General features: G+C 59.2%; 24 protein-coding genes and 1 pseudogene. 15 read left to right on the top strand and 10 right to left on the bottom strand.

Translation table 11 applies throughout. The annotated features are described in order from the left end of the window. Positions 1 to 384 precede the first annotated feature (384 nt). On the top strand, positions 385 to 810 hold the full coding sequence (locus JWR14_RS32600; protein ID WP_299717675.1) for a GNAT family N-acetyltransferase: 426 nt from the start codon (positions 385 to 387) through the stop codon (positions 808 to 810). Between the two features lie 129 nt (positions 811 to 939). Here the strand turns inward: JWR14_RS32600 and JWR14_RS32595 are convergent, their stop codons facing one another. The 3 genes from JWR14_RS32595 to JWR14_RS32585 form a co-directional block, all read right to left on the bottom strand. Continuing rightward, entirely contained in the window at positions 940 to 2,085 is a 1,146-nt protein-coding gene (locus tag JWR14_RS32595) for a substrate-binding domain-containing protein (RefSeq protein ID WP_299717673.1), read from the bottom strand. A gap of 70 nt (positions 2,086 to 2,155) precedes the next feature. After that, the gene (locus JWR14_RS32590; RefSeq protein ID WP_299717671.1) at positions 2,156 to 3,157 is read right to left on the bottom strand and encodes an ABC transporter permease; all 1,002 of its coding nucleotides are present in this window, start codon (positions 3,155 to 3,157) and stop codon (positions 2,156 to 2,158) included. Then, positions 3,154 to 4,755, bottom strand: coding sequence for a sugar ABC transporter ATP-binding protein (locus JWR14_RS32585; protein WP_299717669.1), 1,602 nt, complete (start codon positions 4,753 to 4,755; stop codon positions 3,154 to 3,156). The genes JWR14_RS32590 and JWR14_RS32585 overlap by 4 nt, the downstream gene beginning before the upstream one ends. Positions 4,756 to 5,057: 302 nt before the next feature. Here JWR14_RS32585 and JWR14_RS32580 point away from each other — a divergent pair, with 302 nt between their 5' ends. Beyond that, positions 5,058 to 5,906, top strand: a complete 849-nt coding sequence (locus tag JWR14_RS32580) for an AraC family transcriptional regulator (protein WP_277032378.1) — start codon at positions 5,058 to 5,060, stop codon at positions 5,904 to 5,906. A gap of 65 nt (positions 5,907 to 5,971) precedes the next feature. Beyond that, positions 5,972 to 6,772 carry a class I SAM-dependent methyltransferase gene (locus JWR14_RS32575; RefSeq protein ID WP_299717666.1) on the top strand — a complete coding sequence of 267 codons (801 nt, stop codon included), beginning with the start codon at positions 5,972 to 5,974 and terminating at the stop codon, positions 6,770 to 6,772. A gap of 57 nt (positions 6,773 to 6,829) precedes the next feature. On the opposite strand, the gene JWR14_RS32570 is transcribed toward JWR14_RS32575, so the two are convergent. The 4 genes from JWR14_RS32570 to JWR14_RS32555 form a co-directional block, all read right to left on the bottom strand. Further along, on the bottom strand, positions 6,830 to 7,207 hold the full coding sequence (locus JWR14_RS32570; RefSeq protein ID WP_277032372.1) for a copper resistance protein CopC: 378 nt from the start codon (positions 7,205 to 7,207) through the stop codon (positions 6,830 to 6,832). A gap of 2 nt (positions 7,208 to 7,209) precedes the next feature. Continuing rightward, the gene (locus JWR14_RS32565) at positions 7,210 to 8,127 is read right to left on the bottom strand and encodes a hypothetical protein (protein WP_299717662.1); all 918 of its coding nucleotides are present in this window, start codon (positions 8,125 to 8,127) and stop codon (positions 7,210 to 7,212) included. Positions 8,128 to 8,238: 111 nt separating this feature from the next. Continuing rightward, positions 8,239 to 8,619 carry a DUF2946 domain-containing protein gene (locus JWR14_RS32560; protein ID WP_299717660.1) on the bottom strand — a complete coding sequence of 127 codons (381 nt, stop codon included), beginning with the start codon at positions 8,617 to 8,619 and terminating at the stop codon, positions 8,239 to 8,241. Between the two features lie 166 nt (positions 8,620 to 8,785). After that, entirely contained in the window at positions 8,786 to 10,105 is a 1,320-nt protein-coding gene (locus tag JWR14_RS32555) for an Nramp family divalent metal transporter (protein WP_299717658.1), read from the bottom strand. A gap of 209 nt (positions 10,106 to 10,314) precedes the next feature. Between JWR14_RS32555 and JWR14_RS32550 the strand changes: the two genes are divergently transcribed. Then, entirely contained in the window at positions 10,315 to 11,322 is a 1,008-nt protein-coding gene (locus JWR14_RS32550) for a beta-propeller fold lactonase family protein (RefSeq protein WP_299717656.1), read from the top strand. Between the two features lie 58 nt (positions 11,323 to 11,380). Further along, positions 11,381 to 12,373 (top strand): sterol desaturase family protein, encoded by a 993-nt coding sequence (locus JWR14_RS32545; protein WP_299717654.1) that lies wholly within the window; start codon positions 11,381 to 11,383, stop codon positions 12,371 to 12,373. A gap of 115 nt (positions 12,374 to 12,488) precedes the next feature. Here JWR14_RS32545 and JWR14_RS32540 read toward each other — a convergent pair. Together JWR14_RS32540 and JWR14_RS32535 are read right to left on the bottom strand one after the other, a co-directional pair. Next, a pseudogene (locus JWR14_RS32540) lies at positions 12,489 to 12,638 on the bottom strand (PIN domain-containing protein); the annotation flags it as partial. After that, positions 12,638 to 12,874, bottom strand: coding sequence for a type II toxin-antitoxin system Phd/YefM family antitoxin (locus tag JWR14_RS32535; RefSeq protein ID WP_299717652.1), 237 nt, complete (start codon positions 12,872 to 12,874; stop codon positions 12,638 to 12,640). The gene JWR14_RS32535 and the pseudogene JWR14_RS32540, both read right to left, overlap by 1 nt. Positions 12,875 to 13,292: 418 nt before the next feature. Here JWR14_RS32535 and JWR14_RS32530 point away from each other — a divergent pair, with 418 nt between their 5' ends. The 6 genes from JWR14_RS32530 (at position 13,293) to kdpE (ending at position 21,538) form a co-directional block, all read left to right on the top strand. Then, a complete protein-coding gene (locus JWR14_RS32530; protein ID WP_299717650.1) occupies positions 13,293 to 13,388 on the top strand; it encodes a potassium-transporting ATPase subunit F in 96 nt (31 codons plus the stop codon). Further along, the gene (gene kdpA / locus JWR14_RS32525) at positions 13,385 to 15,193 is read left to right on the top strand and encodes a potassium-transporting ATPase subunit KdpA (RefSeq protein WP_299717648.1); all 1,809 of its coding nucleotides are present in this window, start codon (positions 13,385 to 13,387) and stop codon (positions 15,191 to 15,193) included. Before JWR14_RS32530 ends, kdpA begins: the two co-directional genes overlap by 4 nt. A gap of 129 nt (positions 15,194 to 15,322) precedes the next feature. After that, positions 15,323 to 17,380, top strand: a complete 2,058-nt coding sequence (gene kdpB, locus JWR14_RS32520) for a potassium-transporting ATPase subunit KdpB (protein WP_299717681.1) — start codon at positions 15,323 to 15,325, stop codon at positions 17,378 to 17,380. An 87-nt stretch (positions 17,381 to 17,467) separates the two neighbouring features. Next, on the top strand, positions 17,468 to 18,049 hold the full coding sequence (gene kdpC, locus JWR14_RS32515) for a potassium-transporting ATPase subunit KdpC (RefSeq protein WP_299717646.1): 582 nt from the start codon (positions 17,468 to 17,470) through the stop codon (positions 18,047 to 18,049). Between the two features lies 1 nt (position 18,050). Beyond that, positions 18,051 to 20,843, top strand: a complete 2,793-nt coding sequence (locus JWR14_RS32510; RefSeq protein ID WP_299717644.1) for a sensor histidine kinase KdpD — start codon at positions 18,051 to 18,053, stop codon at positions 20,841 to 20,843. Next, on the top strand, positions 20,840 to 21,538 hold the full coding sequence (kdpE, locus tag JWR14_RS32505; RefSeq protein ID WP_299717642.1) for a two-component system response regulator KdpE: 699 nt from the start codon (positions 20,840 to 20,842) through the stop codon (positions 21,536 to 21,538). The genes JWR14_RS32510 and kdpE overlap by 4 nt, the downstream gene beginning before the upstream one ends. A 53-nt stretch (positions 21,539 to 21,591) precedes the next feature. On the opposite strand, the gene JWR14_RS32500 is transcribed toward kdpE, so the two are convergent. Continuing rightward, positions 21,592 to 21,813: a hypothetical protein gene (locus tag JWR14_RS32500; RefSeq protein WP_299717640.1), complete on the bottom strand. Its 222-nt coding sequence runs from the start codon at positions 21,811 to 21,813 to the stop codon at positions 21,592 to 21,594. A 346-nt stretch (positions 21,814 to 22,159) separates the two neighbouring features. Between JWR14_RS32500 and JWR14_RS32495 the strand changes: the two genes are divergently transcribed. The 4 genes from JWR14_RS32495 (at position 22,160) to JWR14_RS32480 (ending at position 24,623) form a co-directional block, all read left to right on the top strand. Further along, on the top strand, positions 22,160 to 22,672 hold the full coding sequence (locus JWR14_RS32495; protein ID WP_299717638.1) for a transglycosylase SLT domain-containing protein: 513 nt from the start codon (positions 22,160 to 22,162) through the stop codon (positions 22,670 to 22,672). Between the two features lie 94 nt (positions 22,673 to 22,766). Next, positions 22,767 to 23,183, top strand: a complete 417-nt coding sequence (locus JWR14_RS32490; protein WP_299717636.1) for a universal stress protein — start codon at positions 22,767 to 22,769, stop codon at positions 23,181 to 23,183. Positions 23,184 to 23,285: 102 nt separating this feature from the next. Next, complete coding sequence (locus JWR14_RS32485) at positions 23,286 to 23,630, top strand: hypothetical protein (RefSeq protein WP_299717634.1); 345 nt, start codon at positions 23,286 to 23,288, stop codon at positions 23,628 to 23,630. A 342-nt stretch (positions 23,631 to 23,972) separates the two neighbouring features. Beyond that, positions 23,973 to 24,623, top strand: a complete 651-nt coding sequence (locus JWR14_RS32480; RefSeq protein WP_299717679.1) for a GntR family transcriptional regulator — start codon at positions 23,973 to 23,975, stop codon at positions 24,621 to 24,623. Positions 24,624 to 24,662: the final 39 nt, after the last annotated feature.

Below are 24,662 nucleotides of genomic sequence, written 5' to 3'. Positions count from 1 at the left end.
GCCTTCTGCGCGAAGCTGCTCGTAGAAGGGGTAGGGATTTTCAAAGAAAGCAGGGGAGGAAAGGTCGCTGAATTTCATCGGAGGCATGGGTGAGTGGGGAAACCGCGGAGCGAGGCAAGGCGTGCGTCTTACGCACCGAGAACACATGCGCGGACCGGTTTATTCCATCGAGGTTTTTAGTGGCCGTTTTTCTCGACCGTGAGGCGGTTGAAAAACGGCAAGGCGGATAGATAGAATGTTGAACGTAAGCAACCCAAGCAGTAGGGTAACGCCGCCAAAATCCCGCATTTGGCGATTGGTGTGATCGGCACGATTGCTTGGCTTCGCTGGGACCAAGCGTAAGCGGAAGATCCTGGCGTTAAACAACAGCTCTTGACAGGATGGATGATGGGCGCACAGATTCGAGAAATGGTATTAGCTGACTATGACGCTGTTGTTGCACTGTGGAAGAGCACGCCGGGTGTCGACATTCGACCGATTACCGATAGCCGCGATGGAATTGAACGGTTACTTGCCAGAAACCCGGGACTGAGCGTCATTGCTGTCGATGACAACGAGCTCGTAGGCTGCGCTCTCGCTAGCCACGATGGCCGCCGCGGATTCCTCCAGCACGTCGTGGTTGCACCGGCATCGCGCGGTCAAGGCCTCGCCAAGGCAATGATCGACAGATGTATCGAGCGCCTGCGGGAACATCACCTGGGATGGGTGCATCTGGATGTCGTGGTTGATAACGAGGTCGCCATGGCTTTTTGGGAAAAGGCCGGGTGGCACCCCGTTGATACGCTGACGCGACTTTCGCGTGCGCTTTAAGTCTCGGCTAGCCGGTCACGCTAACCCGTTGACACCCATAGTTCGCAAAGCCGTGAGGGAAAAGCGGGCGAAGCACGCAGCAGTTCAACATGCTTCGCCGGCATCACTTAAGCATCACTCAAGCGTCAATCAGCCACAAGCCGGCTTTGCCTTCGTGCAAGCATCCGCGAGTTGAGCCGGCGGATCTTTCTTGAAGACGGTCTTGTACGCTTCGAGCACGTTCGACTGAACAACCGCCAACGACTGCACGCCGATCCACGCCGGCGGCGTCTGTCCAATGAGCGCCTTCATCATGGCCATTGCCTCGGCCACGCCCTGGTCATAGGGACGCTGCGAACCCGTTGCTTTCAGCGGTCCGCCCTTGGCGATCTCGATCGCGGATTCAAGGCCAAGATCGACTGTGGTGACCGGGATGTTCACGCCCTGCGCTCGCATGGACGTCAGCGTGTCCAACGCCGGTTGATCCCACACGGCAAACAGTCCCTTCACGTCCGGGTTACCCGTCAGAAAGTCCCCCGCAATCTGCCCGACTTTCGACGGGTCCGTGAAGTCGACTTGCTTGATCTTGAGGTCGGGCCGATTCTTTTTCATCCAGTCATTGACCGCCTTGGTGCGCTCCTTCGTGCTGAAGTAATCCACGCCGAAATTGACCAGTCCTATGGTGGCTCCCTTGGGCACGCACGACGCAAGAACCTTCGCCGCAATCTGGCCATTGCCTTCGCTGTCAGCGGAGATCATCGACGAATATTGTTCCGGATGCTTCAGGCCCGCAGGCACGTTATCCATGAACACCAGCTTGATGCCGGCTTGCGACACCTTCTTGTAGGTTGCCGCGGTCGCGGTCCCATCGACCGGAATGGAGATGATGCCATCCGGGTGGCGCTGAATGGTGTTCTCGATATCCGCAATCTGCTTGTCGACCTGATACTCGGCCGACGCCGTGCCAATGACTTCCACGCCGTATTTCTTCAGCGTGTCGGTGATGCCCTGCACCTGCAGTTGCGACCAGTCGAGATTCATGGTCTGCATGGAAATGCCAACCTTGAACTTGCCGGCCTTGACCTTGGCCGCGTCAGCATCGCTCAGTTTCACCGTATCCACCGACGCCGCCTTTTCGCCATTCGGACCTTGCCCGACGATCGTTGTCGGTCCTATCGATGCAACCGGTAATCCGGTCACGCATTGCGCGCTGGCGTCGAAAGAAGACAGGGCCGCAACGCCTGCCGCTGCCATCATGCCGGCTAAAACCATTCTTGAGCCACGACGATGTTTCATGATTCTCCTCCGTTGGTTTTGATGTACTGCGTCCCCTGCCCACTGCATCGCGAGTGATCGGCATCCCCCGTCACTTCTTTGTAAAGGCGACCGCCGCGACGATGATCGCCCCCTTGATGACAAGCTGGAGCGAAGAACTCACGCCCAGCAAAACAAGACCGTTATTGAGTGTTCCGATAATGAGGCTGCCCAGCAGCGTGCCGAGCACGAAGCCCCTGCCACCGAACAGGCTGCAACCGCCCAGCGTCACGGAGGCGATCACATCGAGCTCGAGTCCTTGCACGACATCGGGCCGCGCCGCGTGAGAGCGCGCGGAGAGAACGAGGGCGGCGAGCCCTGCAAGCGCACCGGTGAGGATGAACGCAAGCGTGGTCACGCGCCGGATGTTGATGCCTGAATAAAGCGCTGCGGTCGGGTTGCCGCCGGCCGCATAAATCTGCCGGCCGAATACGCTGTAGTGAAGCAGCAAGATGCCTGCAATCACCGCGAGCAAGGTCCAGATGATTGGCACCGGCACGCCGAAAATGTCGCCCTCGCCGAAGATCGAAACAAAGGAGTCGTTGGTGATGATGACCGGCCGCGTGGTGGTGACCAGCAGTGCCAGCCCGCGCGCCGCGCTAAGCGTTCCCAAAGTGACGAGGAACGAGGGAATGTTCAGCCGGGTGACAACAACGCCGTTGATCGCGCCCACGATTGCACCGGTCCCAATGCCCGCGATGGCGCCGATGATCCAGTTGTCGCCGACATGGGCCATTGCAAGCGCAGCCGACATGCCGGACAGCGCCAGCGCGGACCCTACGGACAAGTCGATCTGCCGCGCAATGATCACAAACGTCATGCCGATCGCGATGATGGAAACGAGCGCGGTCTGGCGGCCGATGTTCAGGAAGTTGTCGATGGAGAGAAACCACGGCGACGCGAAACTGAACACTACCAACAGGATTGCAAACGCGAAATAGAGCGCATAGGGCCGGTCGCCCTGCAAAAGGAGTTTCACCAATTGCCACTTGCGGCTGCGTCGCGATAGGGCGGCTTGCCCGTCGGTCGCGGGCGTCGAGACAGAGTCGTTCATGTTGCGAGCTCGATGGAAGAACGGGAAAGCTGAATCAGGTGATGCAGCGCTTCGGCGTTGCCGAGGTGCGCGCGATCCAGGGTATTGACTATGCGGCCATCGACGACAATCGAGATCCGGTCGCACAGGCGCAGAAGCTCATCGAGATCCGACGACACCACAAGTACACCTGTACCGGCCCGGGCGGCGTCCTGGATCACGCCGTATATTTCCTCGCGCGCGCCGACGTCGACGCCGACCGTGGGTTCATCGAGTAAAAGCAGCTTGGGCCGCGGGTGATCCCACTTGGCGAAAACCACTTTCTGCTGATTGCCGCCGGACAGGAACTTGACGTAGGTGGACGACCCGGGTGCTTTGACGGCGAGCTTTTTCATCGAGCTTTGCGCCTGCTGCACGGCGGCCTGGCTCCGCAGCCAACCCCAACGGGAAAATTGTGGCAGCCGCGGCAAGGTCAGGTTTCGTTCTATGGAGTGATCGAGAACCAGGCCCTGCACATGGCGGTCTTCCGGCACGAGCGCGACGCCAAGTTTGATGGCGAGAGCCGGCGTTATTCGTGACATCGCCTGATCGTCGATCACAATGCTGCCGGTATCGACTGCCCTGAGTCCGAAGATGGTCTCCAGGATCTCGGTACGGCCGCTGCCGATCAATCCTGCAAGTCCGTGGACTTCGCCCTTGCCGACAATGAGATCAACGTCGCGAAGCCGGTCGTTGCCTACTTTGGACAACGTAAGGACGGGCTGGGCGGCTTCAGCGACGTTCTTCCTCGCTTGGTTCGCTTGCGCAGGCAGATCGCCCGCCGAGCCCGTAGCGGTCCTTTCCCGCGCATGCAAGGCCGCGTGGCCGGGGCCGATAATTGCCGTCACCAGTTGTTTCATGTCGGTTTCCGCTGTTGGGAACATCCCGACATTCAGCCCGTCACGGAACACCGTGACACGCTGGGAAATACGAAAGACCTCGTTCAGCCGGTGCGTGACATAGATGACGCCCACGCCGCGGCTGGTCACCGTGCGAATAGCATCGAAGAGAATTTGTTCCTCGCCGCCGGTCAGCGCCGAAGTGGGTTCGTCGAGGATCAGTATGCGTACGTCTCCCATCAACGCCTTGCAGATCTCCGTCATCTGGCGATAAGCGAAGGGGAGGGAACCCACAGGTGTTCGTGCGTCGAGCGGGATACCGTGGGCACGAAGAAAGTCGTTGACCATGGCCATGAGCTGGCGTTTTTTCACGAAGCCCAGGCGCGTGCGTGGCTCCCGTCCCAGCATCAGGTTTGCCCCGACCGACAAGGACTCGACCAGGCTCAGGTCCTGGTAGACGACGGCCACACCGGCAGCGCGTGATTGCGCCGGGGACTCGAACGCGACTCGCTTGCCCGCGATTTCGATGGACCCTTCATCGTAAGCATGGACACCGCTCAGGATCTTGATCAGCGTTGACTTCCCGGCTCCGTTTTCGCCCAGTAACGCGTGGACTTCTCCGGGAAGTACTTCGAGGTTGACCCCGCGAAGCGCTTGCACGCCGCCAAACCGTTTGGTGACGCCCGCAACACGGATCAACGGAACCTGAGGCGATGATGCGGCCGCAACCGGCTCACTCATCTCGCTTGTCTCCTTCGTCTGCATGACGAAATTATTTTATGGTTTTTGCGATTTTTTGCTATTTGATCGCAAAACAATGTTGTGATCTTCTCATCACCCAAATGGCGAGTCAATAACATTTGCGGCCATTGGGGCGGGTCGAATGCCGTCTAAATGTGATAATCGTATCTTTCTATGTAACTATTATTTCGTTTCTGGTAAACCCGGCTTGAATTCGATTCGATGCTGGTAGCGGGCGGTTTACCGGGTTTCCGGGTTACGCGCCGCTCAACTTCCGCTCAACTTGCGATAGTCTTCGAGGCATGAAGGTCAATCCAGATCACACCTGCCGGGTTTTCGGCTCGCCTTGGGCGGATGTCTATTGCACGGACATCAATAGCGCTCGTCATTACGGCAAGCACTGGCACGCAACGTTTGGTCTTGGGCTGCTGGAGAGCGGTGCGCAGAGCTCCGCTAGCGGTCAGGGACAGGTCGAGGCTCATGCAGGCAATCTGATCACGACCAACCCCGGTGAAGTACACGACGGGCGTCCGGTTGGTGGCCCTTCGCGTCGCTGGCGCATGGTGTATCTGGAGCCCGGGGTGATCGGTTCCATGCTGGGGGATCCTCAGTCTCGCACTGCCGCAGACATAGCGCTCACCCGCCCTGTCATAGAAGACGAGAGGCTTGGTGTTGCACTGCGGGAACTGTTTCGCCGCGTGGAGAGTGGCGGCGCGGAACAGCAATCGGCCAACACCCATGTTCTTGCGTGTGAAGAATCTCTGGTCCAGACCTGCGTGCTCTTGTTGAGCGTTTATTCGACCATTCCACCCGCCCGGGAAATCGGAGGTGACCTGAGACGAGTCCGCGAGCGGCTGGGCGACGACCTGCTTAATCCGCCAACGCTCACCGAACTAGCCGCCATGTCCGGCCTTAGTAAATACCAGGTGCTGCGCCGCTTCGAAAAGACTTATGGCGTGCCGCCACATGCGTGGTTGTTGCAGCAGCGCACCGAGCGGGCGCGAGGTCTGATTCGCAATGGACTAAGCTTGGCGCATGCGGCAGCCGCTTGTGGTTTCGCGGATCAAAGCCACATGACGCGGCTATTTATCCGTCATTTTGGATTCACGCCCGGTGCGTGGCAGAAGGTTGCTGTGCGCGCGCTGCAATAACGTTCAAGACGAGCGCCGGGGTAAATCGTGACACTGGGCCATCTACTTGAAGGAGGTCTGGTTTCATGGATGCGTATGTACACGGCTATCAACCGAATGAGAACGAGCGCCTGCAAAACCAGGCGCGAACGCTCACTGACTTGCTGCACTTCGACACGGTTTATCCCGCCGGTCACACCGTACTGGAGGCCGGTTGCGGCGTCGGTGCGCAGACGGTTACGCTAGCCGCGCGGAGCCCGTCTGCACGATTTACGTCTATTGACATCAATTCCCAGTCTATCGACGCAGCGCAACAAAAGACCCGTGCAGCCGGATTGACGAACGTCACGTTCCAGCAAGCCGATATTTTTTCACTACCGTTCGAGCCTGGGTCTTTCGACCACGTTTTTGTCTGCTTTGTGCTGGAGCATCTCGGCCGGCCGATGGAAGCACTCACGCGGCTCAAGCGTTTGCTCAAGCCGGGCGGTACGGTCACGGTCATTGAAGGGGATCACGGCTCGACCTATTTTCATCCGGACAGTGTGGCGGCTCGTGCGGCCATTCAGTGTCAGATCACATTGCAACAGCAAGCCGGCGGAAACGCGCTTATTGGCCGGCAGTTATATCCACTGATGAACGCGGCGGCTTTTAGTCAGGTTCGCGTGTCGCCGCGCATGGTGTACGCGGACTCGAGCCGGCCCGATCTGGTGGACGGATTCACGCGCAAGACCTTCACCGCGATGATCGAGGGCGTGCGTACGTCCGCCATATCGGCCGGCCTGATTAAACAGGAAGATTTCGATGACGGCATCAGGGATCTGCATCGGACCACGCAAGACGATGGCGTGTTTTGCTACACGTTCTTTAAGGGCGTGGGGCGAAAATAAAGACCGGTCGTCGCAAGTCACACACTTGCGTAACTCGCGACGGCGCTCGATTCTTACCTATTTAACCTTGAAACTGTAGTGCCCCTGCGTGCGATGCCCGTCGTCGGCGACGGCAATCCAGGCGACCGAATAAACGCCGGGCGTCAACGCATTCAGAGCAACCGACATGTGTTTCTTGTCCGCTGGATCAACCACTGATTTTGCGCTGGTGACAGGCTTGCCCTGCGCATCGGTGACGGCGATCGAACTGAATGCAGGTTCGAGTCCATCGTCGAACTCGATCGCCACTTCCTTTTGCGAAGTCGACACAGTGGCTCCCGCGCCCGGTTCCTGATGTTGTGGATAAGCATGCGCGTGAGCGAGTTGCGCACTCGCAAGCGCGGCGGCAACGATTAACGTACGCACAGTGACAGAGTGCAAAAGAGCTATTTTCATGGTTAGAAGAGCGGCTTGCCAACAGAGTTAGGGAAGATATCGTCGAAATACAGATGCGCCTGAAGCAGGATGCCAACGTGGTTGCCCGATGCGCGATTGACGGGAATCTGCGCTTCGATACCTAGTTGACCATAGCGGTTCAGCCAGATGAACCCGGGGTTGATGGTCCCGGTTGTATGGCCGGAGCACGGACCCGCGGTGCAGGTGTTCATCGGGAACTCAACCACCGGGATCAGGTTGGCGAACGGCTGGGGCAAGCCGAGGTCCTTCACCTGCTGCTGCAAATACGGAATGCTGTACTGGATCGTCGTGCCCCAGTCCAGCGAGTTTGGTGACGATCGCGACGTCGTCAGGTTAGGTCCGATTTCGCCCGTGATCGCGAACGGCTTCAGGAAGCCGAGACTCGAGGGAAGGTCACCGAAACCCTTGCCGAAATAAACCGTCGGCGTGATGGTGGAAGACGAATCGCTAATCGCGTGAGCACCCGTGCCGCCCAGTTCCGTGTTCACGCCGACCGATGCCATCAACTCATGGCGAGCGTTAGAGTAAGCCAGATATTTCAGGCCGAGCGTGACGTTGTCGAAGCCCTTCGCGGAGCCGCCGTTGGGCGCGTTCTGCGTGACATAGGCACTGCCAATGCTGAACGCCAGGTTCGATGTAATCAGCTTGTCCCATTCGAACGAGGCAGTGTTGACGTTCATGTTGTCACCGTCGTCGGTCGGGCTTTTGATGTGGCCGTACTGGAAATCGAATTCATCGCCGACACCGGGGTCGTCCACGGCCATCGTCGCCGGGAAGACCCGGTCGCCGACCACCGCGTGTGCCGAGGCAAGTGAGGACCCCGCAAGGCAGGCGGCGCCGGCCGCCCATATAAGAGCGGCGCGTGCAGGCGCCGCGTGCCGCTTTAGAAGCGTACGCATCGTGTTTCCTTTGTCCTGATCGTGGTGAGCGCGCTATTGCGAGCCGTCGCGTTTGGGTACGCCACGGCATCGCGCCGATGTCATCGGCGCGAGCAATAGGCACGAAGTGGGTCAGGAAACGACGGGAGGCGCGCGCGGCTGGGCGGCAATGAAAAGCGGCAACGCGCGAACGGTAGCGCGTACCACGGAAAGCGGAGCACTGGTTACCGGCACAACGGCGGCGAAGGCCACCGTAGAACCGGTCAGGACGGGGAAGTGAGCGAGCAGGCCGCAATAACCGCAAGCCTGCCAATGCAGTGCACCGGAGTGCGAGGAGGACTCGCTGTTGTCCGCTTCGCTAAAGGCCGGGTCAGCCGAGCAATACGTGCTGAGCGCCTGGCCTAGCCGGTCATGCGAGGCTAGCGCGTGCGAGACCGTCGGCGCGATCGAAGTCATCAGGATTGCAAGCAATCCCAGGATACTTCCGATCTTCAGTAAGCGACGGCGGAACATGCTGTGATCAACACCGGGCGGTCGACGATATGGCGCCGATTATGCCACGCGTTAATCCCTTCAAAACGCAATAATCTTCATGCGCCAACAAGCTGCATGAAGTGATCGTTCGTGCGTAATTCATGCAGCGTGCGCGGCATTGAACCCCATGCGGGATGCCGGTCACTCAGACGCTTGGCAAGCCAGGAATTTCCACGCCGAATGCCTGCAGCAAGAGGATCATGTTGAGCGACAACACCGCGCATGCCGCGACAATCGCGGTGGTTTTTATCAGCGTCCGGTTCTTGTATGAACCCATGACATCCTGGCGACACGTGAACCATACGAGTGCCGCCATGGGGAACGGCAGCGCAAGACTGAGCACGACCTGACTCATGACCAGCGCTTGCGTAGCGTTCACGCCCAGCCAGACCACGATGAAACTCGGCACCATGGTGATCGCGCGGCGCAGCCATAGCGGAATACGGAAGCCGACAAACCCCTGCATGATCATTTGACCGGCCATGGTTCCTACTACCGAACTGGAAATGCCCGACGCGATCAATGAGAGCAGGAAAATGCCCGCAGCCGCAATGCCCAGCAGCGGCACGAGCGTGTGATAAGCAGTCTCGATCTCGGCCACTTCCGGATGACCGGAGTGAAACGCGCCGGATGCCATGATGACCATGGCCATGTTGATCAAGCCGGCAATGGTCAGCGCGATGATCACTTCCAGGTTAGAGAACGTGAGCAACCTCTTGCGTTCGCCCTCGGTCTTGGGGGGATGACGGCCTTGGGTGAGTCCCGAATGAAGGAAGAGTGCATGCGGCATGACCGTTGCCCCGACAATACCCACCGCGATGGTCACGGCTTGCGCGTCGGGTAAGTCCGGTTTGAACAGATGCAGCCCGACCTGGGCCCACGCGACCGGCGCAATAAAGAGCTCCGCAAGATAAGACAGGCCGATGATGCCGACCAATGCGCCAATAATCAGTTCCAGGGGCCGGTATCCTGCTTTCTCGAAGAACAGCAAGCCATATGTCACGATCGCCGTGACGGTCATGCCGATCAGCAAAGGCATGTGAAAAAGCAAACTCAGGCCGATCGCGCCACCCAGGAATTCGGCCAGGTCGGTGGCCATGGCGGCGACTTCGCTGACGCCCCACATGACATAAACGAGCGGCTTGGGTAAATGATCCCGGCATAGCTCCGCGAGATTGCGCCCGGTGACAATGCCCAGTTTTGCGGAAAGTGACTGGAATAACATGGCAATGACATTTGCCAACAGCACAACCCACAATAATCCATACCCATATCGCGCGCCGGCCTGGATATTGGTCGCGAAATTCCCCGGATCCATATAAGCGACGGAGACCACGACTGCCGGTCCGGCAAAGGGCAGGAGCACGGACCAGCCCGTGCGTCGGCCTTCCAGCACGTCACGCATGGCGAGAGTCGTACTGTCGCTCATCGATCGGCTGGTTTCAGTGCGGACGCGGTCATCCATTGCTTGACTCAATACGTTAGAGATAATAGGTCGCTTTATGCGGACCGGATTGCGGTCATCATGGCGGTCTCACATGCAGTGCATTAATTGCTTTATGCGTTTGTCGCTTGCTCGTCGCTTGCTTGTTAGTCGACGGTCAATAAGCGCGTTAAGCAATCAGAGCACAGTTTTAGCCCTTTTGGGCATTCTCGTTATCAATACCTTTCAATATGCTTAGCACTGCAATCAGAAACCTTTCGGTAACGGCAGTTGTTACCTTGCTTTTCCAAAATGTCGCGCTGGCGGATACGCCGGCCGCCTCCAAAGTCATCGTGCTTGATTCCGGTGAAGCGCAACTCACCTTGATCGACGAAGCGAACCGAAAGGTCGTGGGGACCGCGCCGACAGGTAAGGAACCGCATCACCTGATGGTGACGCCAGACGGCAATTCGCTCATTGTGGCCGACTCGGTATCGAATGATCTGATCTTTGTCGATCCGCACAGCGGCAAGGTACAAAAGCGCGTGGAGGGCATAGAAGATCCCTACCAGCTCGGTTTTTCTCCCGACCGTAAATGGTTTGTCACCGCGGGCCTGAGACTGGACCGGGTCGATATCTACAAATACGACGGCCACGACCTTACTATCGTCAAGCGTATTCCGCTGGCTAAAACGCCCAGCCATATGACATTTTCTTCGGATGCGAGCACGGTATTCGTGACGTTACAGGACTCGGGCGAGCTTGCCGCAATCGATCTGGCCACGCAAACCGTCAAGTGGAAAATGCCCGTTGGAAACACGCCGGCGGGTCTATGGATGACGCCGGGTGATCGGGACTTGCTGGTGGGCATGACGGGTGAAGACGATGTCGCCGTTGTCGACTGGCATAAGCAGCAAGTCGTCAAACGCATTCAGACAGGCAAAGGCGCGCACAACTTTCGTAATCTTGACGACGGCAAACATGTTGCCGTGACGAATCGCGTGGCCAGCACGATCAGCATCCTGGACTACACGACGTTGCAAAAGGTTGGGGATATAGGTGGGCTATTGCCAGGACCCGACGACATGGAATTGTCCGCCGATCGCAAGACGCTCTGGGTGACGTTCCGTTTTGCGCGACACGTTGGCGTGATCGATCTCAACAGCCGCAAGCTGATCGACACCATTGCAGTCGGACGTTCTCCACATGGGCTTTATTTTGCGGACCGGGCGCCGGTGTACGCACCGAATCCGGACTGACCCTGCGCAGCGTTTTTATTCGGCTTGGTTTATTTTCAGGTGGCGCTAAAGGAACCCCATGATTACTGAAATCGTCGCGCAGTTGGACAATGCGGTCTCTACGCTGCAGACGCTCTTATACGTCGACGTCGTCCAGCCGATCTTCTTCAGGGTCGGTTTGATGGGCTATGACGAAGATACATACGACGCGCTCTACTGGGTGATCATCGGCGCGCTGGAGATCCTCCTGACGTTCGCGATCCTGCGGCCGCTGGAGGCGCTGCGGCCGATCGAAACATGGCAGGACAGGAAGGCGGTTCGCGCTGACGTGATCTACACATGGATCGCCAAGCTCGGCATTATCAATCTCACGTTCTTCTTCCTGTTGCAGCCTCTGTTTAATCACTGGCAAAGCCTGATTGCGATCTACGACATACCGAATATTGACATCGATAATGTCTGGCCCGGCGTGACCGATCAACCGGTCGTGTCGTTCCTGATCTATCTGGTGATCCTGGATTTTGCCGGTTACTGGTATCACCGTTGGCAACATCGCTTTGGCGTTTGGTGGGAGCTGCACGCGGTTCATCACAGTCAACAACAGATGTCGCTGTGGGCGGACGACCGCAATCATTTCCTCGATGACATCATCCAGGCAGCGTTCTTCGCAGCTATTTCGCTTTTTATCGGCGTGCAGCCATCGCAGTTTGTTGTGCTGGTCGCGGTTGGCAATGTGCTGCAAAGCATCCAGCATGTGAATGCGCACTTGCCGGTTGTGCCGTACCTTGATCGCTTACTGGTGAGCCCTACTTTTCATCGGCGGCATCATGCGATTGGTTATGGTCATGAAGGCACGCGCTATGGGTGTAACTTCGGCGTCTTGTTTCCGTGGTGGGATGTGTTGTTCAAGACGGCGGCGTGGAATCGTTCGACTGAACCCACCGGTATTCGCGACCAGTTGCCTGCGCCGGAAGGTTTGGGACGCGACTATGGGCACGGCGTGTTGGCGCAGCAGTGGCACGCGTTTGGGCGGATTGCACGGCGTCTGCGCCGTAATACAAGTTCTGCCTGATTGAAGCGCAGCCGGTTAAGTCGGCTGCGAATGACGGAGACTCATTGGCGAAATGCGACCGAACTTAACAGGTTCGCGGCAACGACAAATGGTCATTCACCAAAAATGCGTTCTCAAGTCCAACCTTGATCGATGCTTCCCCTATGCTTGCGCTGCTGACGAAAACTTCGTCTGCGTCGGTAATCAGTTTGCGCGCGTGCTTTGATAATTTCCGGCTATCGGTTACGGCCCACAGGTATATGTGAGTGTCGAGGAGTAGACGCATCAACGGCCCTCAAACGCAGCAATCCGGTCGTCGGGCAGAGGTGCATCAAAATCGTCGGCAATTTTCACCTTTCCTTTTAACCCGCCAAAACGAAGAGGAATCCGTTCATGCTGAATCGGTGCCCGTCTTGCAGCGGGCTTGCCAGCCTTCGCAATGATAATTTCTTCACCATTTGCCGCGGCGTCGACAAGCTTCGAAAAATGCGTCTTGGCATCGTGAATATTGATAGTTTGCATATTTGCTCCTAGTGGACCAAGTCCAGGTCAGTCCACTGTCGTTCACAGGTCAACCGTTGCGTTGGACTTTGTTCGTCCCATGCTCCCCCAGCCGGTCGCGCCGCGCCTAATATGACGGCACACCGGGCCGGCTGCTCGCCTGCCACCCAGATCGGCTCCACGCGACGATACCCCGTACGCCACTCCCCCCGCGCCCCGCCTGCTTCTCCCCGCGTCTTTACACTTTTTTTATATCCACGGCAGTTCTCTTTTCCGGCCGTTTACGCCCGATCAACTAACCTTCAGCACGTCCAAATCCGCTACGGGAGATCAAAACAATGGACCTGCTATATATCGCCGGCATCATCGCCTTTTGGGCAGTGTGCGCGGCTCTTGCCATCGGTTGCGACAAACTGCGTCGCGCCCCGGGAGGTCGCCCATGACCACCTGGATGCTGTTTCTGGCAGGTGCTTCGACTCTGCTCTTGTTCGTGTACCTCGTGTACGCACTATTGCGTGCGGAGGATCTGGAATGAACGCCAATACCGTATTTCAAACGGGCCTTTTTATCGTCGTGCTGATCGCGCTAGCGATTCCGCTCGGCCGATATATGACCTCCGTGCTCGATGGTTCGTCAGTCGTTGTTCGACGCATCGGCCGGCCAATAGAAACGCTGCTGTACAAGCTCGCGGGCGTCGACGACAAGTCGGAAATGTCGTGGAAGCACTACGCATTCGCTGTGATTGCGTTCAACGCACTCGGCGCGCTCGTCGTGTTCGGTTTCCTGCGCTTGCAACAGTGGCTGCCGTCCAACCCGCAGGCCCTCGGTCCCATGACCCCGGACGGTGCGTTCAACACGGCAGTCAGCTTCGTGACCAACACGAACTGGCAAGACTACTCGCCTGAGCAGACCGCAAGCTATCTCTCGCAGATGGTTGGCCTGACGGTGCAGAACTTCTTGTCGGCCGCGACCGGCATTGCCGTTGTCGTTGCATTGGTTCGCGGTTTCGCACGTCATACCGCGACGACCATCGGCAACTTCTGGGTCGACCTGACGCGCATCACGCTGTATATCCTTGCGCCGCTGGCAACGGTTATCGCGCTCGTGTTCGTAAGTCAGGGCGTGATCCAGAACTTCGAGTCGTACCAGGACGTCGGCACGCTTCAGACGACGATCTACCAGACGCCGAAGACCGACGCGCAAGGCAATGCGGTCAAGGACGCCAAGGGTAATCCGGTGATGGTGGACAACAAGGTCGAGAAGCAGACGATCGCGATGGGCCCGGTTGCCTCGCAGGAAGCGATCAAGATGCTCGGTACGAATGGCGGCGGCTTCTTTAACGCCAACTCCGCGCATCCGTACGAAAACCCGACTCCGTTCTCCAACTTCGTCCAGATGCTCTCGATGCTGATCATTCCGGCGGCGTTGTGCGTGGTGTTCGGACGCATGGTGGGTGACAAGCGGCAGGGTTACGCAATCCTCGCTGCGATGACCATCGCGTTTGCCATTGCATGCTGGGGTGAAATCTCATTCGAGCAGGCCGGCAATCCGCTGTTCGCGTCGCTGCATGTGGACCAAAGCGCATCCGCGATGCAGTCAGGCGGGAATACTGAGGGCAAGGAAACACGCTTCGGCATTGCGCAGTCGGGCATCTTCACGGTCGCTACCACGGCTGCATCGTGCGGTGCTGTGAACAACGCGCATGACTCGCTGACGCCCATGGGTGGCTTCGTACCACTGTTGTTGATCCAGCTTGGTGAGGTGATCTTCGGTGGCGTGGGTTCGGGCTTATACGGGATGCTGGTTTTCGCCATGCTCGCGGTGTTCGTCGCCGGCCTGATGATCGGTCGCACGCCTGAATACATTGGCAAGAAGATCGAGTCGTACGAGATGAAGATGGTGGCGATCGTCGTGTTGCTGACGCCGTTCCTGGTGCTGCTTGGTGCGTCGATCGGCGTGCTGACGGCAGCGGGTACCGCGGGCATAGCCAACCCCGGGCCGCACGGATTCTCCGAGATTCTTTACGCCTATAGCTCTGCCGCCAACAACAACGGCAGCGCCTTCGCGGGTCTCACGGTAAGCACGCCGTTCTACAACATCTCGACCGGCATTGCCATGTGGTTCGGCCGCTTCGGTTCGATCATCCCGGTGCTGGCTATTGCCGGTGCGCTTGCCGCTAAAAAGCGTATTGCCACCACGGCCGGCAGTTTGCCGACCCACGGTCCGCTGTTTGTCGTGTTGTTGCTCGGCACCGTCGTGCTGGTCGGCGCACTGACATATGTACCCGCGCTCGCGCTGGGTCCCGTGGTCGAGCATCTGATGATGCTCTCGGGCAAATAAGCGGTCACTGATACAGAGGAAAGTATGAACACAATTGTCAAACCGCCAGTGAAAACGCCGAACAAGGCACCGGAGAAAACGCCGGAGCCGGGTGGTTCGGGTGGCCGTTCACGCTCGGCAGCACGTTCGATGTTCGACCCCGCCATTGTCATGCCGGCGATTGCGGACTCGTTCAGGAAACTAGGCCCGCGTACGCAGTTGCGTAACCCGGTGATGTTCTGCGTCTACATCGGCAGTATCCTGACCACGGTGTTGTGGGTCGCGGCCCTCGCGGGCCAGGCTGAAGCGCCGGCAGGATTTATTCTCGCGGTCTCGCTGTGGCTGTGGTTCACGGTCTTGTTCGCGAACTTCGCCGAAGCACTGGCCGAAGGCCGCTCGAAAGCGCAGGCGGCGTCGCTGCGCAGCGCCAAGCGCGACGTGATGGCGAAGAAGCTGGAGTCGGCAAATCCGAAGTCGTCGTTGCGCATTACGACGGCAACGGAGTTGCGCAAGGGCGATATCGTGCTGATCGAAACGGGTGATGTCATCCCGGCGGACGGCGAGGTAATCGACGGCGTGGCTTCAGTCGACGAGTCTGCAATCACGGGCGAATCTGCGCCGGTGATCCGCGAATCGGGCGGTGACTTTACCGCGGTGACCGGCGGTACCCGTGTGCTGTCGGACTGGATCGTGGTGCGCGTGACGGTCAATCCGGGCGAAGCGTTCCTCGACCGCATGATCGCGATGGTGGAAGGCGCCAAGCGTCAAAAAACGCCTAACGAAATCGCGTTGACCATCTTGCTCGTGGCACTGAGCCTGGTGCTGTTGTTCGCGACTGCCACGCTGCTGCCGTTCTCGATGTTCTCGGTCAGCGCAGTGAAGGCCGGTCACGTGGTGACGATCACCGCGCTGGCCGCGTTGCTGGTCTGCCTGATCCCGACGACCATCGGCGGTCTGTTGTCTGCCATCGGTGTGGCCGGTATGAGCCGCATGATGCAGGCTAACGTGATCGCGACTTCCGGCCGTGCAGTGGAAGCCGCGGGTGACGTCGACGTGCTGTTGCTCGACAAGACCGGCACGATCACGCTGGGCAACCGTCAGGCATCCAGCTTCGTGCCGGCTCCGGGTCTCTCGGAGCAGGACCTGGCCGACGCTGCGCAACTGTCGTCGCTGGCTGACGAAACGCCTGAAGGACGCAGTATTGTCGTGCTCGCCAAGCAGCGCTTCAACATTCGCCAGCGCGAGATGGCAACGCTCCATGCGACCTTCCTGGGCTTCACCGCACAGACGCGCATGAGCGGCGTCGACTTGCCCGATCGCGAGATTCGCAAGGGCGCGGCCGACGCGGTCAAGTCCTACGTTGAACGTCATGGCGGGCGTTATCCGCAGGAAGTGTCGAATGCGGTTGATGAAATCGCGCGTCGCGGCAGCACGCCACTGGTGGTCGCCGACCGTCGCGAAGAAGGTGCGCGCGTCCTCGGTGTGATCGAGCTGAAGGACATCGTCAAGGGCGGCATCAAGGAGCGCTTTGCAGAACTGCGCAAGATGGGTATCAAGACCGTGATGGTGACGGGCGATAACCGTCTGACGGCTGCGGCGATCGCGGCTGAAGCAGGGGTTGACGACTTCCTCGCGGAAGCGACGCCTGAGGCGAAGCTGGCGACCATCCGTGGTTATCAGGCGGAAGGGCGGCTGGTTGCGATGACCGGCGACGGCACCAACGACGCACCGGCGCTGGCGCAGGCCGACGTGGCCGTGGCAATGAACACCGGCACGCAGGCGGCGAAGGAAGCCGGCAACATGGTCGACCTCGATTCGAATCCGACCAAGCTGATCGAGATTGTCGAGATCGGCAAGCAGATGCTGATGACGCGCGGCTCGCTGACGACGTTCTCGATCGCCAACGACGTGGCCAAGTACTTCGCCATTATCCCGGCCGCGTTTGCATCGACGTACCCGCAATTGCGTGTGCTCGACGTCATGCATCTGACATCGCCGTCGTCCGCCATCTTGTCCGCCGTGATCTTTAACGCGCTGATCATCGTGTTCTTGATCCCGCTGGCGTTGAAGGGCGTGAAATACCGGCCGCTGGGTGCCGCGGCACTGCTGCGCCGCAATCTGCTGGTGTACGGCCTCGGCGGGATCTTGCTGCCGTTCCCGTTCATCAAGCTCATTGACATGATTTTGACGGCGTGTGGCTGGGCCTGATCGACCAGGCAGCGGCCGGGTCTGCTTGCTGCAGTCCCGGCCGCTGCCACCCTCGGTCTCATTACAATCTAACTGGATTGAATCATCATGAAAAATATCCTTCGACCTGTGCTTGTGTTGTTCGCGGCATTGACCGTTGTGACCGGGCTGGTGTATCCGGTCGTGGTCACCGCTGTCTCCCATGCCGCCTTTCCGAGCCAGGCAAACGGCAGCCTGATCGAGAAGAACGGCAAGCCGGTCGGCTCTGAACTGCTGGGCCAGCAATTCGATTCACCCAACTATTTCTGGGGCCGTCTGTCGGCCACGTCGCCGAATCCGTATAACCCGCAAGGTTCGAGTGCTTCGAACCTCGGGCCCACGAACCCGGCGCTCGCAGATGAAGTGAAGGGGCGCATCAGCGCGTTGCACGACGCAGACCCGACGAACACGGCGCCGATCCCCGTTGACCTCGTGACATCGTCAGGCAGTGGTCTCGATCCTGAGATCAGCCCGGCGGCCGCTGCGTATCAGATCGATCGTGTCGCCAAGGCACGCAAGCTGACGCACAACGATGTCGACGCACTGGTTCAACGCGCAACCAGCGGCCGTCAGTTCGGCATTCTTGGGGAGGCTCGCGTGAACGTGCTGAAGCTGAACCTGGCGCTTGACGAAATGAAACCCGCAAGCTGATATGGACCGACCCGATCCCGACGAACTGCTCGACAAGATCCAGCGTGACGAAGAGAAAAAGCAGCGTGGCAGGCTGAAGATTTTCTTCGGCGCGTCGGCTGGTGTCGGGAAGACTTATGCCATGTTGCAGGCCGGCCACCGTCGCCGTGAAGAAGGGGTCGACACGGTTGTCGGGATTGTCGAGACACATGGCCGCAAGGAGACGCTTGCGCTGGTGGAGGGGCTGGATGCCGTACCGCTGACGCTGTACGAATACCGCGGCCGGAAGCTGCCCGAGTTCGACCTTGACGCCGCGCTTGCACGCAAGCCGCAACTGATTCTTGTCGATGAACTCGCGCATTCAAACGTCCAGGGCGCCCGTCACCTTAAACGGTGGCAGGACGTGTACGAGTTGCTCGACGCCGGCATTGATGTATATACCACCGTCAACGTCCAGCACCTTGAAAGCCTGAACGATATCGTCGGGCAGATCACGGGTATTCGCGTATGGGAAACCGTGCCGGACCGGGTGTTCGATCTCGCCGATGAAGTCACGCTCGTGGACCTGCCCGCCGAAGAGTTGCTCGACCGGTTGAGGGATGGGAAAGTTTATATGCCGCAGCAAGCGGCAAACGCGGTAAAGAATTTTTTTCGCAAGGGCAACCTGATTGCGCTGCGCGAACTGGCGCTGCGTCGGACAGCTGACCGCGTGGACGCGCAGATGCGCGAGTATCGCGCTGATCAATCCATTAGCCGGATCTGGCAGGCCCGTGAGCGGCTCATCGCCTGCATCGGGCCCGGGCCTGAAAGCGCCACGCTGGTGCGCTCGGCCGCGCGTCTCGCGGCGAGCCTCAAGGCAGACTGGCTCGCGGTTTATGTTGAGACACCGAAGCTGCAGCGGCTGCCCGACGTTTGGCGCAAACGCACGCTGGATGCGCTCAAGCTCGCGTCCGAACTGGGCGCGGAGACTGTGACCCTTGACGGCGCCGACGCGGCCGCCACGCTGGTCGCGTACGCGCGCATGCGCAATGTGTCCAAGATCGTGGCAGGGGCGTCGGACGCACCGGGCTGGCGGCGTGTCTTTGATCGACCCGTTGCCGAAGCACTGGTGCACCATGCACACGATATCGACGTGACGCTGGTGGGCGTAAAAGCGGCAAAGGAAAGCCGCGAGCGCGATGCTGGTAACCCGGTGTTCGCCGCTGTTCGTAGTGAAGCCCGCTCGTCGCCCAACGCCTACTTTTACGCGGCTGCCATCGGCGTCGCGATCACGGCATTGGCGAGCCTCCTGTCGCGCCATATCGACCTCACGAACCTTGTGATGTTGTATTTGCTCGGCGTCGTGTTTGCCGCGGTGCGACTCGGACGCGGGCCCGGCGTACTGCTTTCGTTCGTGAGCGTTGCGGCGTTTGATTTCTTCTTTGTGCCGCCACGGCTTTCCTTTTCCGTTTCAGATACGCAGTACCTGCTGACCTTTTTCGTGATGTTGCTGACCTCGCTCACGATCAGTCACCTGACTTCGAATCTTCGGCGTCAGGCGCGGGTAGCATCGTTACGCGAGCGGCGCACGGGCGCCATGTATGCCATGACGCGTGAACTGGGTGGCGCGTTGATGACCGAACAGATCATCGAAATCGGGACCCGCCACGTAGGCGAAATCTTCCAGGCGAAGGTCGCCATCTTGCTGCCCGACAGTACGGAAAAGATCCGCCAGAAAGTCGATGATCCGAATCCGCAATTCACGCTCGACGCCGCCGATCTCGACCTCGACATCGGCCAATGGGTTTACGACCAGCAAAAGCCTGCGGGGCGCGGCACGGACACGCTGCCAGCCAGCAACGCGCTTTATCTGCCGCTCAAGGCGCCGATGCGTACACGCGGTGTGATGGCGCTTATCACCGCTCACGCAGCCGAGCTTGCGGTCCCTGAACAACAACGCATGATCGACACATTCGCTTCCCAGATCGCACTCGCGCTTGAACGTGTCCACTACGTCGAGATAGCGCAGGATGCGCTGGTCAACATGGAGTCGGAGCGCATGCGCAACTCGTTGCTGTCGGCTATCTCACACGACTTGCGCACGCCGTTGACATCGATCGTCGGATTCGCTTCGGTGCTGGAGGAGCAGCAGCGCATTCACAACGGCTCGGCCGACACCGCCCGCGAACTGGTTCACGCAATCCACGAAGAAGCACTGCGCATGAGCGGGCTCGTAACGAATCTGCTCGACATGGCCCGACTCCAGGCAGGCAGCATCCGCCTGAACCGGCAGTGGTTGATGCTCGAAGAGGTAGTCGGTGCGGCGCTCGCTGTATGCCGCCGCACGCTTGCCGGGCACACGGTGCAGGTTCGCGTTCCGCCGGACCTTCCGCTGATACAACTGGACGCGGTTCTGATGGAACGGCTGCTCGCCAACCTGTTTGAGAACGCGGCGAAATACACGCCGCGCGATTCGTCGTTATCCATCCACGCAGCGGTCGAACAGCAGTCGGGCGAGCGCTACGTGAGGGTCTGCGTCGACGACAACGGCCCGGGCCTGGCTCCGGGCATACAACAAACGCTCTTCGATAAGTTCACGCGTGGAGAGAAGGAATCCGCCAAGCCAGGGATTGGTCTGGGCCTCGCAATCTGCCGGGCGATTGTCGAGGCGCATGGTGGAAAGATCGGCGCGGAGAACAGGGTGGATGGGGAAGGGAAAGTGTTGGGCGCAAGGTTCTGGTTCACGTTGCCGGCTGATCAGACGCCTCCGTTCGAGGCGCTTCCTGAGGAAGATGGCGACGGGCCGGACGCTGCCGTGCATACGGATACTCCATGAGCGAGCCTACGTTGACCATTGTTGTCATAGAAGACGACAAGCAGATTCGCCGATTCGTTAGAAGTACGCTTGAAGCGCAGGGCATGACCGTGTTCGAAGCTGAAACGGGACAGCAGGGTTTGCGTGAAGCGGCTTTTCGGCTGCCGGATCTTATTGTCATTGATCTCGGCTTGCCGGATACCGACGGTATCGATGTGATTCGTGAACTGCGTACCTGGACCGAACAGCCGTTGATCGTACTCTCGGCACGCACTCACGAAGACGCGAAGGTGGCAGCACTCGATGCGGGAGCGGACGACTATCTGACGAAGCCCTTTGGTGTGTCGGAGTTGCTCGCGCGAATTCGTGCGCAGCTAAGACGGCGTAACCGCGGCGGTCAGCAGGAGACGCCGCAGGTCCGGTTTGGGCTGGTGTCGGTGGATCTATCGGAGAGGCGTGTCACGCGTAATGGTGACGTGATTCATCTCACGCCGATCGAATACCGGCTGCTGACTACGCTGGTACGTCATGCCGGGCGAGTGATCACGCATCAGCAATTGCTGCGCGAAGTCTGGGGCCCCGCTTATGTGGAGAACCAGCATTATCTGCGTGTATATATGGGACACCTTCGCCACAAGCTGGAGCTTGATCCGGCGCAGCCGGTTCATATTGTGACGGAGACCGGGGTCGGATACAGGCTTGTGGGCGCGCAATAGTCGTTCGTTACGCGCTGTCTGGCGCCGTTCAATATTCCCTTTTCAATCTCCGCTTATGGGAAGAGTGCAAAGGGCAGGGTAGCCGCGATATAAACCGCCAGCCCCGTCGCGGGCAGACCCAAGGTGATGGCGGCGGCCGCGACCACCGTACCACTAAGCGATACAGCGAGCAGTGTTCGCCGACGCGTTTGCCGTCCAGCAATGTCCGATCGTGTGCCGTCGTGATCCGGCTCGTTTTGTCTGGGAGTGCGCTTCCAGAACGCCAGGGCGTGCATGTTGTTGACTCTCTTGAGGAAGACCAAAAGTGTCGCTCTGCTCGCGCAATGACGGCGTTTAATTAGCATAGGAGAGCGTATAGCTTTCATCAATGCGGCGCTGAGCTCTCGCGTCTTGATGCGTTCTTGATACGGTTCGGTCCGCTTTTATCCCGACCGATATGCCGGACGGCGTAGCCTTCCCGGACGCAAACGAGAAGGGGCCGTGATGCATGGGAATCAGTCAGAAGAGTCGAGGCGACGGTTGCGCGCGAAACTTGCCCTCTGCGCGTTTTTGTTCATGTCCGCAAGCGCGGCATACGCAAACGACGCAACTGACCCAAACGACGCAACCCATGACGGATTAGTGCCGGACGGGCAAATATCGGCAAGCGTTGAATTCTCACCGGGCGAATCGCTCCAGGTTGCAGATGTAGCCGCGGTGTTATGGCGGCAGTTCCGGGTGGCCCGGCGGGAGGGCACGCTGATTGCACGTGCGGTCATCAGCGCGGCGAACGAATATGCAATGTCACCCGTGCTATTGCTCGCGGTCATTGCAACCGAGTCAGGATTCGACCGGCAGGCGGTCAGCGTTGCCGGCGCGCAGGGGCTGATGCAGATCCTCCCGACTGCTCATCCGCAGGTATTTGCATCGGGCAACGATCTAACCGAACCCGCCGAGAATGTACGGATAGGTTCGTCGATCCTGCGTGAGTATCTTGATGCGTCGGGCGGCGACCTGGGTGTCGCGCTCAAACGATACAGCGGTGGTGGCAAGGGATATGCCCAACGCGTGGCTTTTCGCATGAGGCAATTCTCGGCCAGCCTGCAGACCCCACCGGGCGGTACAGCCAAGGTTGCGCTTGCAAGGTCGCCTTGACACAATTTTTACGCGGCGAGCTCGAAACTCTGCTCATGTTTAACACGGGAGCTGCTGTAATCAAGTTGTAGTGATCGCGGACACGGGGACGCTTATGTTACGGGTACTGATACCGGTGATAAACAAGGACGGCGCACTTCAGGCCGCGCGGCATGCGGTTTTTCTGTTCTCCGAGCACTGCGTGTCCGAGGTTGAGTTGATGGAGGTGCTTGAATCTCCGGAGCAGGGGCACGCCAGTGCGTTTCATTCCCGCGGCTCGCTGCGCTTGCAGGAAAAACGCGCGATGCTGAGCGCGCTCAGCCAGACCCGCGCCATTCTGGACGACGCGGGGGTTCCGTATCACTGGTCGCGTGTGTTTGGGCCAGTGGCTGGAACCATTGCAGCGCGCGCGGCTGAAAAGCGCTCGGACATTGTTCTGGTCGACGCCAGTCACCTGGGCTTTTTTACCCGCTGGCGGGTGATGAACAAGTTGTGGCGCAGCACGCAAACACCGGTGACGATGGTTCACTAGGTAAGCGTGACCAAAACACGTCGATAAATACGGCGAAGAGCACGGCAATCAACGAACTAACATTCGCCAGCGTTTAGTCAATTCAGTGAAGAGTACTTAATCGTGTTGAAGCTTCATACAGCCATGCGGATCAGGGGCATAGCGAAGGTGGTGTGCGTCGCTATCGTGGCGAACCAGGTGCTGACTTTGGCATTCGCCTACGCGGTGCAGCAACTGGACCCGAGTGCTCCAACCATCGTCACGACCATTTTCAGTTTCCTGACGTGCGGCCTTGTCAGCATGTGGCTGCAGTCAGACGCACGGCGCGCGTATTTGCTGGCGCGCGAGAAGGGCTGTATCACGCCCGTGGACAAGACCAACCCGGCGCTCAAGATCGCGCCCGATTGTCCGAAGTTGTGGCTGGTGGTTTTGCACATCGAAATGAATCCGGCTGCGGTGGGACTTTAAGCGGCTAGGCTGATCGCACCCGCGCTCTTCAACGCTCGTCGGCTCGCGTCATGACGACTCCGCCTGAACGCTGACTGTCGCGTACGAGTCGTCCGCGCACACCTGAAGCGGTCATTGGCTCCCGCTGCGCCTGGCAAACTACCTTGGCCGAATCATTCGCTCAGGCGCCCACGGCAGTCGCGTTTTCCCCTACTACTTGAAGGTTGACTAAGAACCGCAAGAGCACCAAACTTCTTCTTACGGTGTGATCACAGGTCACATATCTCGTAAGGAGCTGCTTAATTGACGACACGTGAAACAAGCGCGGACGCGCTGCCGCTCGAGTTGGTGGCACGCGAGACCATGGCTGGCCGCGTCTACGCTCAGTTGCGCGAGGCGATCATGACAGGGCGGTTCGCGCCCGGTCAGGCGTTGAGCTTGCGTGGCGTGGCGGAGGCAGTGGGTTCATCGACCATGCCGGTACGCGCCGCGCTCACGCGACTGCAAGCTGAAGGTGCGTTGATCGACGGTCCAGGCCGCGCGCTGATGGTGCCGCCTATGACGCTGGACCTGCTCGAAGAACTACGCGACGTGCGGATCGCGCTTGAAGGCTGCGTGGCGAAGCGGGCGGCATCGCGGATGACCAAGGACCATTTGAACGCGCTGCAAGCCGTGTTCGACACCATGGATGCCCACGTGGAAGCCGGCGATGTACCCGCCTACCTGCGCAGCAACTTCGAATTCCATATAGCAATCTATACGCATGGTGCAAGCGACCTGACGCTCGCGACCATTCAGAATCTCTGGATGCGTATTGGCCCGTTCCTGAACCTGGTGGCACCGGACATCCCGCATATGAGGTTGTCCATGGCGGCGCACCGCAAGATTGTCGATGCCCTCTGGAAAGGCGACGGAGAAGGCGCGCGGACGGGCATTGAGGAGGACATTGGCGGCGCGGCGGCAGACTTGCGGGAACGCTTGGAGAGCAGGGAAGCGGCCCGGGCCTCCGGTTGATTTGGGTTCGTGAGCCGGGCCAAAAAATAACGAGGGAGA

The sequence above is a fragment of the Caballeronia sp. genome, from assembly GCF_028292365.1.
GTDB lineage: Bacteria > Pseudomonadota > Gammaproteobacteria > Burkholderiales > Burkholderiaceae > Caballeronia.
The sequence above is the reverse complement of the archived record's forward strand: the minus strand, read 5'-3'. Positions and strand labels throughout refer to the sequence as shown.